This window comes from Parabacteroides sp. CH2-D42-20, from assembly GCF_003670185.1.
Lineage (GTDB): Bacteria > Bacteroidota > Bacteroidia > Bacteroidales > Tannerellaceae > Parabacteroides > Parabacteroides distasonis.
In genome coordinates, this window is record NZ_RAYG01000005.1 from 257,503 (window position 1) to 267,665 (window position 10,163).

The 10,163-nt window shown below is 44.2% G+C and carries 14 protein-coding genes; 6 read left to right on the forward strand and 8 right to left on the reverse strand.

Annotation, left to right across the window (positions count from 1 at the left end; all coding sequences use genetic code 11):
- Window positions 1-126: 126 nt before the first annotated feature.
- The 4 genes from D7V92_RS05240 to D7V92_RS05255 all read right to left on the reverse strand — a co-directional run bounded on the left by D7V92_RS05240 (window position 127) and on the right by D7V92_RS05255 (window position 4,388).
- Window positions 127-984 (reverse strand): glycosyltransferase family A protein, encoded by an 858-nt coding sequence (locus tag D7V92_RS05240; RefSeq protein ID WP_147441513.1) that lies wholly within the window; start codon window positions 982-984, stop codon window positions 127-129.
- 99 nt (window positions 985-1,083) lie between these two features.
- Window positions 1,084-2,205, reverse strand: coding sequence for a hypothetical protein (locus tag D7V92_RS05245; RefSeq protein ID WP_147441514.1), 1,122 nt, complete (start codon window positions 2,203-2,205; stop codon window positions 1,084-1,086).
- Between the two features lie 51 nt (window positions 2,206-2,256).
- Window positions 2,257-3,771 carry an oligosaccharide flippase family protein gene (locus D7V92_RS05250; RefSeq protein ID WP_008772309.1) on the reverse strand — a complete coding sequence of 505 codons (1,515 nt, stop codon included), beginning with the start codon at window positions 3,769-3,771 and terminating at the stop codon, window positions 2,257-2,259.
- 263 nt (window positions 3,772-4,034) lie between these two features.
- Window positions 4,035-4,388, reverse strand: a complete 354-nt coding sequence (locus D7V92_RS05255; protein ID WP_083790427.1) for a hypothetical protein — start codon at window positions 4,386-4,388, stop codon at window positions 4,035-4,037.
- A 194-nt stretch (window positions 4,389-4,582) separates the two neighbouring features.
- Between D7V92_RS05255 and D7V92_RS05260 the strand changes: the two genes are divergently transcribed.
- The 4 genes from D7V92_RS05260 to D7V92_RS05275 all read left to right on the forward strand — a co-directional run bounded on the left by D7V92_RS05260 (window position 4,583) and on the right by D7V92_RS05275 (window position 8,105).
- Entirely contained in the window at window positions 4,583-5,152 is a 570-nt protein-coding gene (locus D7V92_RS05260) for a BT4734/BF3469 family protein (protein WP_036614931.1), read from the forward strand.
- A 29-nt stretch (window positions 5,153-5,181) separates the two neighbouring features.
- On the forward strand, window positions 5,182-7,020 hold the full coding sequence (locus D7V92_RS05265) for a DUF3987 domain-containing protein (RefSeq protein WP_008772312.1): 1,839 nt from the start codon (window positions 5,182-5,184) through the stop codon (window positions 7,018-7,020).
- A gap of 96 nt (window positions 7,021-7,116) precedes the next feature.
- Window positions 7,117-7,323, forward strand: coding sequence for a DUF4248 domain-containing protein (locus tag D7V92_RS05270; RefSeq protein ID WP_005857347.1), 207 nt, complete (start codon window positions 7,117-7,119; stop codon window positions 7,321-7,323).
- Between the two features lie 314 nt (window positions 7,324-7,637).
- Entirely contained in the window at window positions 7,638-8,105 is a 468-nt protein-coding gene (locus tag D7V92_RS05275) for an HU family DNA-binding protein (RefSeq protein ID WP_005857915.1), read from the forward strand.
- 38 nt (window positions 8,106-8,143) lie between these two features.
- Here the strand turns inward: D7V92_RS05275 and D7V92_RS22600 are convergent, their stop codons facing one another.
- Window positions 8,144-8,278 carry a hypothetical protein gene (locus D7V92_RS22600; protein ID WP_255420292.1) on the reverse strand — a complete coding sequence of 45 codons (135 nt, stop codon included), beginning with the start codon at window positions 8,276-8,278 and terminating at the stop codon, window positions 8,144-8,146.
- A gap of 72 nt (window positions 8,279-8,350) precedes the next feature.
- On the opposite strand from D7V92_RS22600, the gene D7V92_RS22035 reads away from it, so the two are divergent.
- Window positions 8,351-8,446 carry a smalltalk protein gene (locus tag D7V92_RS22035; protein ID WP_005855736.1) on the forward strand — a complete coding sequence of 32 codons (96 nt, stop codon included), beginning with the start codon at window positions 8,351-8,353 and terminating at the stop codon, window positions 8,444-8,446.
- Between the two features lie 12 nt (window positions 8,447-8,458).
- A complete protein-coding gene (locus D7V92_RS05285) occupies window positions 8,459-8,905 on the forward strand; it encodes an N-acetylmuramoyl-L-alanine amidase (RefSeq protein ID WP_008772314.1) in 447 nt (148 codons plus the stop codon).
- A gap of 32 nt (window positions 8,906-8,937) precedes the next feature.
- Here the strand turns inward: D7V92_RS05285 and D7V92_RS05290 are convergent, their stop codons facing one another.
- The 3 genes from D7V92_RS05290 to D7V92_RS05295 all read right to left on the reverse strand — a co-directional run.
- Window positions 8,938-9,423 (reverse strand): DUF6169 family protein, encoded by a 486-nt coding sequence (locus D7V92_RS05290; protein ID WP_048928433.1) that lies wholly within the window; start codon window positions 9,421-9,423, stop codon window positions 8,938-8,940.
- Window positions 9,395-9,544: a hypothetical protein gene (locus D7V92_RS22190; protein WP_005862749.1), complete on the reverse strand. Its 150-nt coding sequence runs from the start codon at window positions 9,542-9,544 to the stop codon at window positions 9,395-9,397. The genes D7V92_RS05290 and D7V92_RS22190 overlap by 29 nt, the downstream gene beginning before the upstream one ends.
- 84 nt (window positions 9,545-9,628) lie before the next feature.
- On the reverse strand, window positions 9,629-10,163 hold a 535-nt coding region (locus D7V92_RS05295; RefSeq protein ID WP_147441515.1), incomplete at its 5' end, for a sugar transferase.

Consider the following 10,163-nt stretch of genomic DNA (forward strand, 5'->3'; position numbering starts at 1 on the left):
GTAAATAAGAGGTGCTACACTTATTAGTAATATATCATTTGAAATCAATGATATCATAATCAAGAGTCCGCAAATAATATTCTCTCAATTTACGCATTTGTACGTCATTTTGGCATTCTATCACATTTACGCTGGTAGCGTCACATTACTTTTGATATAAACCGGAATATTTTGAGCCGTATCAAACGATGTTTTTATCACCCTTTTACCATTCAGCACAACCTGTGCATAGAGCCAAAGATCGTCTGCCAAATAAGAAAGTTCTTTAGCTAAATCAAAGTTTAGCGCATCCCGATATAATACATTTGCAGGATAAAGCACACCTCCAACCCCCATAGGTATTAAATTATCAAACGAACAATACCTGCAACAATCCACAACCTTAATTTTACTCCAATCTTTGTACGGCTTGGCACTCCTATCATTATTCAGCAGAATCTGACACGTGCAATTAGTAATTACCTCGTTAGGGAAGATCTTATGTCCATCCACCAAAGCCTCCAGCATAGTAGGTGCGTAAACAATATCATCATCCACTGTTACAATATTCTTATTTGGGAAATCCTGCATGGCGTAATGATATTTACCGTGAGCTCGTAACTTTCTCTCCCTAAAACGAATCTCAAAAAGATCATCCTCCTCAGCAAGAAGAGAAGCTGGGATATCCTCACGACCACTCACCTCTTCGCTAGAAAGATAGAGAACGATCTTTTCCGGTTTAATTGTTTGGTGTTTCAAGCTTTCAATTACTAACCAAAGTGTTGAGAATCTTTTTGGAAATGAAGTCAACGAAACAATTGTTTCCTCAGCCATCTGTTCTGTCAAGTTTCGATATTTTCTAAAATAATGAGGGAAGAGCCATTTCGTACAAAGCCATCTTATAGCATACCTTAGAGGAGAATAAAGTAACCGATCATGCACATACCGCTCTCTTGATACAGGCGGAATACGCCCATATCGCTCAAATAATTTAGTGTAATTCATATTTCATTCGATTTATCTCCCATAAAAGGAGATATATTTATCAGTTTATATAACAAATAAGAATCAATAATAACAGAATACCAAATACATTATATACATTTAATTTACGTTATTTTTTGAGGATAACCGAATGTATAAATTAGATATAACCGCTATAAAAACAAATATCTGCCAAGAAGAAAACGCCAACGGCCTTTGTAAGAACGAAAGAAAAAATAAGACAAAAAATCCTAAAGTCAGACGATTCCATCTTTTGACCAGATGAAAATACATCACTATTAACAAGATTGTTCCTATCAAACCATACTCAATAACAAAACGTTTATATGAATTACCAAAGCCCGAAAGATTATCATTTATAAACGAAGTCCCCATACCTAAAAACACATCAGAAGATGCTATATACTTATCCCAAAAAACATTCACATTACTTCCTGTCCGGCCTTCAACCCTGTCTAAACCAACGTCTGTGAAACGCTCAATAACCGATTGTTGAAATGCTTGATCGTCAGCCATAAAATAAACAAGAATCCCGACAACCAATATTATTGCGACAATTGACATAATAAGCCTCTTGAATGATATAGCCGATTGATATAGCCAGCCTAATAAGGTTATCATATAAAATGCCATTGAATAAGTAAATAGGCACCCTATCAATATTACAATATTTTCTTTCCTTTTGAAATTGTATTTATTACCATATAAGACAAAGGCTGAGAGAGTACCTAAAACTCCGGGTTCATCAAAAACTGAATAAAATCGATAATAATCTCTAGTAGCGTCCATAACAAACAATATGTAATTATTATATATGTAAGGAGCCCCTTTCATCTCCGATAAATCTAATTGCCCAAAATTCTGAAATTCAAACAAATTCAAATGAATAAGCCAAGCTGGTAATGAAACAAGAATAACCCAGTATAAAAAACTGCTTATATAGTCAAGTGTCTTCTTTCCATTTATCCGATCAATATTAAGAGCTAAAAAATAAGAGAGAACTATAAATAATGAACTAGTTCTAAAAGCATAAAAACATGGAATAATAAGAAATACAAAAAACATAAGTATAAGAATCATCAAATCACTTACTCTAATACTCAACTGTTTGTTTTTTTGCATTATAATATAAAGTAAAAAAACAGAAGAGTATCCTAGCCAAGTTCCCCATATTCCCCATAAAGGCCATATCGGATTCTGCATGCATACGGTGAAGGCCATCAAAAAAGAGACTAAAGAAAAGGATTTACATTGAACGGGGCACATTATTCATCATTTATTTTTCACTTTCAACATCAAGGAATAAATCATCATCTTTTCCCATCCATTCATATTTAACATCACGTTTAATGGAATATAGAACAATGAGAAGATCAATATATAGCATAATAAAGATAGTATAGAATGAATCGGTAGATTACCTTTCACAAGCATGAAAGCCACTATCATCAATACCGGGAACCATGACATTCTCATCACCTCTTTCCAATACTGAATCACATCTATTCCTGCTATTTTATAAAAAACGATATTCGATGCTAATACATTTGATATGAGGATCGATATAGAGATCGCCCATGCGCATCCGTAGACTCCAAAGTAATGAGTAAAAGGAAAAGTCAATACCAAACCAATCAGTGATCCAACAATCAAAGGAATAGAACGATACTTCAATTTATTCTCCGCTTGCAAAATCACAACTCCTACATTACTAATCAAATCGAATGAGAAAGGGATCAAGATAATCAAAGATACGTAATAAGTTTGCACGTAATCCTCCCCCCCCCAAATGATAATAAACTCTTTGCCAAATATGATGAAACCTACAAGTATAAATGACATCACAAAATATTGCAAACGACTGACCCTGACAAACAAATCAGAGATATCCTTATGGCTCCCCTCTTTTGCAGCCAATACCGTTACTTTGGGTAATAAGACGCTATTTAATGCTGTAGAAAAAGAAGTGAACAGTGACTTTAGTTGAATAGCCAACGCATAAATAGCTACACTAGAAGCTCCCCTATAAATACCCAGCACAATTTGCCCTACACTACTATAAAAGTGAGACACAATGGAATCCAAAAAGATCCATAACGAATAAATCGATATTTCTCGTAGAAATCCCCAATGAAATTGCCTCAAACAAACCTTAATCTTGATCCTATAAAAACAATACCATGCGTTAATACTTAATGTAGCTACATTGAACAATGTGGTCACAACCACCATTGCGATCGCTTTATAGCCCATATTTAATAAGAGTACCATTACAAGTGGATTCAGCACAATACGGACAATATTTACCAATTTCTGAAAAACGAAATTCTCATAAGCGGTGATAACAGCCCCCCAAATACTCATCGGGAAAGTAAAAGCCAAATTAAAACACATCAACAACATCATCGTGCGTATCTTACCCAGATCCTCCGCTGTCATGGAAACCTCGAACAAACGATCTACATTAAAATAAATTCCTAATCCCAAGAAAAAAGCGACGATCCCAATACAAGAATAAAGGATCAGAAACATCCCAAACATCTCATATTGTTCCTTGCTCTTTCCTTCTGCCCTAAATTTAGCGGTATAACGAACAATCGCATTGGCGAAACCCAAATCCAATACTGTCAAATAAGCTACTACAGATGCCACTAGAGAATACAAGCCATACTCGTTTTGTCCCAACATCCGCAACATATATGGAGTGTAAAGCAAGCCGACTATATTATTCAATCCAATAGATATATAGGACAAAAAGGCTCCCGCTTTAAGCTGATTTATTGCCATAAGAAGGGTTAATGTTTAGAACATATCTTTTCTGCAAAGCACCTCACGAGATACCCCGCAGAAAATTGCTATTTAGTTCAATTAATTTTTGACTATTGGCTTACTGTCTAGTTCATACCTTGTGAACCCAATAACTCTAGAGAGCTACCTTGCGGCTTCACAGTACTGATTATATAGTATACGACAACCATTTGGTTTCTTTATCAACAGCTACCAAAACGTAGGAAGTTCTTGCGTTTGGAGATAGAAGCACAAATCATAATTCATAAATTCTCCCTCTCCACCCTCTCCCGCACCCTCCCCGATAGCGGATAACTCTGTTCCAGTATCCGGCTGCGGGAACATCGGAGTTCATTTCGCTCGGGCTCACGCTCCTTCTCCGGGAAATGGAAGGACACCAAGTGGAGGAAGGTGGCGTAGACACGGTCTAGTGATTCCAGCCGCAGACTGCCATCCGGATGGCTTGGACTCAACTTCGACAGTGTGTGGCGGCTGATACCCAAGAACACGGAAGCGTCTCGCACGGAGGACAGACCCCAACGATCCAAGATGAGGTATACCTCGAAGGACGCCACACGAATCCAAGGGTTCAGATCCGAGCTTTGCGGTTCGATCATTACGTCTCAAGGGGGAAATCTCTCCATGGTGAAACGCTAAAACCTTGAAGAAACATTAAAATAGGTTATAATACTCTTAAATTGGCGCACCCATGAGTGCGCCACCCACAAATTCAAAGGCTATATCTTTACCTGCGATCCGAAGCGAAAGCCTTGGATCATCATTGTTTAAACCTTATTAAAAAACAAACACAATGGAAGAATCCATCATGTCTTTTTACAACGCTCCGATTACCAATCAAGTGCCAAACGGAGTGGTCAGTATCATCCAATTGCATGCCTATATCAGCACCAATGAATGGCTACGGGAACGGACGAGCCGCACACGTGTCGCACTGGACGACGAGAAACGCTTCAAGCAGTTGAAGCAAAGCCTCCTGCCTTACGTCACGCCCGCCGGGGTATTCTCCTACCGAAAGGAGGACCGGTTGCTTTTTCCCTCGGGTGAACTGGTTATCGATATCGATCATCTCGCCTCGCCCAAGGAGGCTTGTACGTGGCGAGACACGCTGTTCGCCGATGAGCGGCTACGCCCCGACCTCGCCTTCATCAGCCCCAGTAACACAGGCGTAAAGCTCTTCGTGCCTTATCGTTTGTCCGTTACCGCCACGATCGAGTGGGCCTTCGACGAGGCACGACGATCGGCTTGGGAATACCTTGAGTGGAGATACGGACTGAAAGCCGATACCTCAAACGCCGACCTGTCAAGGGCTTGCTTCCTCTGCCACGACTCTTCAGCCAGGCTGAGAAATCGTGGCAATTGAAAATTGAGAATTGAAAATTATATATTACCATGAACACTATTCAAGATTTAGAGCGGCTCGTGGCCGCTATCGAGAAACAGGGGGCGAACGTCGCTCCCACCTATCAAGAGTATATGCCGCTGGCCTTCGCTATCGCCAACGATTGCGGCGAGGCGGGACGGTCGTTGTTCCATCGCATCTGCCGTATCTCGGAAAAGTATGTGTCCGACGAGGCGGACAGACTCTTCGACCACGCCCTCAAAGGGGGTAACGGGCGAAACGGAATCGGGTCTGTCTATCACTGGGCAGAGACCGCTGGCGTGAAACTCGACAAGCAACTGGCCGGTACCGCCCGGAGCTACGCAGGGAAACAGCCCGAAACTTGCGAACTTGCAAACTTGCAGCCCTCTCATCCTCTCACACACACCTGCGCACATGAGGCGTACATTAATATGCCCGTCTTCGGAAACTATGATTGGCCCCCTTTCTTGAACCAGCTCATCGACTGCGGTGACTCCCCGGCGCAACGGGATATCCTGCTGCTAGGTGCCGTCACCGTACTAGGCGCTACCCTCAACAAACACTTGCGCATACTCTACGGACGTAAATACCATTATCCCTGCCTGCAAACCTTCATCGTGGCACCTCCCGCCTCGGGAAAAGGGGCGCTCACTTGGGTACGCCACCTAGCCGAACCGATCCACGAGGCAATGATGGAGGAATTCAAATCCCTACGCAAGGAATACCGGCTGGAGAAGGCACGCTGGGGTTCCCTAGGCAAGGAGCGGGCGAAAACCCCTGAGCCGGAAGAGCCAAGGCCTAAGATGTTCCTGATCGCCGGCGATAACTCCGGAACGGGCGTATTGGAGAACCTCATCGAGGCGGACGGCGTGGGGCTGATCTGCGAGACTGAGGCGGATACCGTCAGCACCGCCATCGGCACGGATTACGGGCATTGGAGCGATACCTTGCGCAAATGCTACGATCATGACCGACTAGCCTTTAACCGGCGTATGAATCATGAGTATCTGGAATGTATGAAATCTTTTCTCAGTGTCTTGTTAAGCGGGACACCGGCACAGGTGAAACCGCTCATTCCCTCGGCCGAGAACGGATTGTTCTCACGCCAGATGTTTTACTATATGCCCTCCATCACCGAATGGGTAAACCAGTTCGACCTGTCCGATGAGGATTATGATTCCCGGTTCACCGGATGGGGCAAACAGTGGAAGACGTTCATCGAGTGGCTCGGCGCTTCCGTGAATCTCATTCAGCTCAAGCTGTCCGAAGAGCAAAAGATCCGTTTCAACGAACGTTTCGCGCAACTTTTCGGCCATGCGGGTTTCACGCACGGGGGAGCCATGAGAAGCACCGTGGCACGTATCGCCATCAACATCTGCCGAATCCTAAGCGTGGTGGCCCTGCTACGAGCCACGGAAAAACTCCTCCCGCCACACAAAACAATTTTCAATTCTCAATTTTCCATTCTCAATTCCCCCGGTCTCTCCCCTTCCGATGACATACCGGAAGAGAATGTCCGAGACGGTATCGTACCGAAACTGGACCTGACAGCGACAGAGGCTGATTTCGAGGCCGTGCTCAACCTCACCGAGCCTCTTTACCGGCACGCTTGCCATATCCTGTCTATCCTGCCCGCTACCGACGTGCAACAACGGGAACCTACTCCTCAAGAGGCGCTATTCGATGCCCTCCCCCTCGCCTTCAACCGCCAAGAGGCGCTCCGGGAGGCAAAGAGGATCGGCATGGGTACCGATACCCTAGATTCTCACTTACGGCGCATGCTGGAAAAGGGCGTGATCCAAAAGAACGCACGGGGTGAATATATATTCACGGCCAAACAACGCCAAGCACCCCAATCCCCTTTATAATGTACATGTATGTGTGTGAGGTATGGAACCGACCGCAAGTTTGCAAGTTCGCAAGTTTCATTTTCCCAGATTCATAATCCATAAACAATAAATCAAATGTCCTTACCATTAAGAAAGTCCGCATTGGCGGCATCCTATTTCCCGGAACTGGCCTCCCATCAAGCCTGTAACCGTCTACGCCGCTGGATCATCCGATGCACGGAGCTGTACGACAAGCTGCGGGAGACGGGCTACCGTCCCGAGCAACGTATATTCACGCCACGACAGGTGGGGTTGATCATCCACTACCTCGGAGAACCGTAAATTAGTTGACAGGTGACAAGTGACAGTTGCGCACGGCGGTGAATTAACTGCCACTTGTCAACTATCAACTAGAACGCCCATCCAAGGCTCCTTATAATGCCCATTCAAAGAGGCTTACAATGCCTATCCAAAGGGGCTTACGATGGGCAGCGTAGTCCGGCGGCCATTGGCTACCATTATTCATTGTTAATTATTCATTATTCATTCCCTAAGGTATCACCCGGCATCACCGCCCCTTACGGCGGAACCTATCTTTGTAACGTTGATCAACAAACAATTAATTTTCTATTATCAACTTTTAATTTTCTATTACCATGCCACAAGCATTTCAAGCACGAAAGTTTTTTATCCCCAAGACGGATCCCAAGCAGGAGGTGTACAAGCCGGTTCCCTATTATTTCGGTACCCTGTCCACGCAAGACGCGGCCGATCAGATCGCCGAAGAGTCGTCGCTCACGAAGGGTGACGTATTGAACGTATTGGATCGTTATCAGCGGTATGTCATCAAGAACCTGCAGAAAGGCTACAAGGTGGAGCTGCTGGGGTTCGGAACCGTCTATAACCGCTTCGTCACGGAGAAGGGGGTAGCGACCGCCCCCGAGGTCAAGGCTACGCATATACGGACTATCGTACCGGGATTCTCGCCTTCCTATACCATACTGAACGGGGCACGACGGTACTCGCTGTTGGGCGAGAAGACTTCGTTGCTCAAGGTGACGATACTCGGGACGCCGGTGGAGGAAGGGGGCGGTTCCGATTCTGAGTCGCCTGATGAGATCTGATGTGTCACTTTTGGCTTGACCCAAAAGTAACCAAAAGGTCAAGGCTGACGCTGACGGGCTACTTCGAGACCTACGCTCGCTGTCGCATCCCAACTCGCTTCGCTCAGACAGGGATGCTCCTCACGCTCGCTGCGGTCTCTTCGCTTGACGCCCGTCCGCTGAGGCCGTCCCAAGGAAAGCGAAGCTTTCCTCTTATATCAGCCGGGATTCCTAATTCATAACTCATAATTTAAAATTCATAATTCATGAAAAAGTCCGTATGGAGTACCATTATCAAAGTGATCATCGCCGTAGCTACCGCCATCGCGGGAGCACTTGGCATCCAATCCTGTATTCTCTAATTTTCAATTATCATGGGTAAGGCTTATTGTTTCTACCAGAATTATAGGGAGGTCAGACTCCTTGTAATTCATTGCTCGGCCACACGATATGACAGGGATTTTCCTGTGGAGGCGCTCCGTTCATCGCACAAGGCACGGGGATTCGCCGATATCGGCTATCATTTCTATATCACACGGGACGGGGAATTACACCGCTGCCGGCCGGTCAACCAGATCGGGGCGCACGCAGCCGGATGGAACGACAAAAGTATCGGTATATGTTACGAGGGAGGACTCGACGAACAGGGCCGTCCGGCCGATACCCGGACCTACGCCCAGCGCTGTACCTTGATGGATCTGCTACGGCAATTACGAAGGGACTACCCGGAGGCACGTATTCTAGGGCATTACCAGCTTAGCCCCTATATAAAGAAGGCTTGCCCTTGCTTTGACGCAAGGAAGGAGTATGAAACCTTATGAAAGCCATACTATGCCTCCACAAAAAATAGTCGTCATTCATCTATTGGATATAAATTATTCTTTACTAATTCATAGAAGGCTTGAACTAAAACATTACGTTTCGAATTATTTTTATTTAAATAAATAGAAACGTAAAGCAGGTAATCATCTATTTGGGTGGAAGCATCGTATTTTATGATGCTTCCATCATTATAAACAGAATACCATTTAGAGAACAACAATCTGCGCTTTTTTTCTTTGCCATCTAAATTATCACAAACCATTATCATCGCATGGTCGTTCCTTGAGAAGAATATCCGTAATAACGAGACTATGGTCATCGCTATACGATTATCTATCGAATGAGGTCTATCCGACTCCGGCTCTATATTAAAAGTATAGACATTATCAAATGTCGGATGGTATATTGAAAAATCTATAAAATAAGCATGATAAACAATGCCATGCTTAGTCTTAAATGAATAATTCCAATCACTTTCCTCTACTATATCATAAGGGAGTGGCAAACTTGATTCCACGTTGTCGTGCTATTTCTTTTATATCACCTCCCTTTTGAATACATTCTCGAATAATTCGTTTGTCTTCCAATATCTTTTGAAAGACAGACACTGGTCTCATTTCTTTTTTTTTGTTATCCATAGAGGTTTCGTTTTTTATGTTATTAGGCAAAGATAGCTATATTATCTTACAAACAAAGTTTTACCACAAGATATTACAGAAATATCAGAATTTCTTACCGAACGCTATATTCAAGAAGGTCTTCACCAATATCTTGAAATCGAACAGCCAAGAGCGATGCTCCAGATAGAACAGGTCGTAACGCAAGCGGCGGAGCATCTTATCGACCGTGTCCGTATACCCATTGTAGAGCGTGGCGTAAGAGGTCACCCCCGGACGGATCTGGTAGAGGTAACGGTAACGGGGATCACGCTCCATGATCTGGTCGATATAGAACTGGCGCTCCGGACGGGGACCGATAAAGGACATGTCGCCCACAAAAACATTCCATAACTGGGGCAACTCGTCCAAGTGATGTACCCGAAGGAATTTTCCGACACGGGTCATCCGGGGATCTGCCCCACCCTTGTAAAGGGCCGGACCGAATTTCTCAGCGTCCAGACGCATACTACGGAACTTATAGATGTTGAACGGGCGACCGAAACGACCGATACGCTCTTGCCTAAAGATCGCCGGGCCTCCATCCTCCCGTTTTACGGCGATATAACAAAGTAAAAACAGCGGGGAGAATACGATCAAG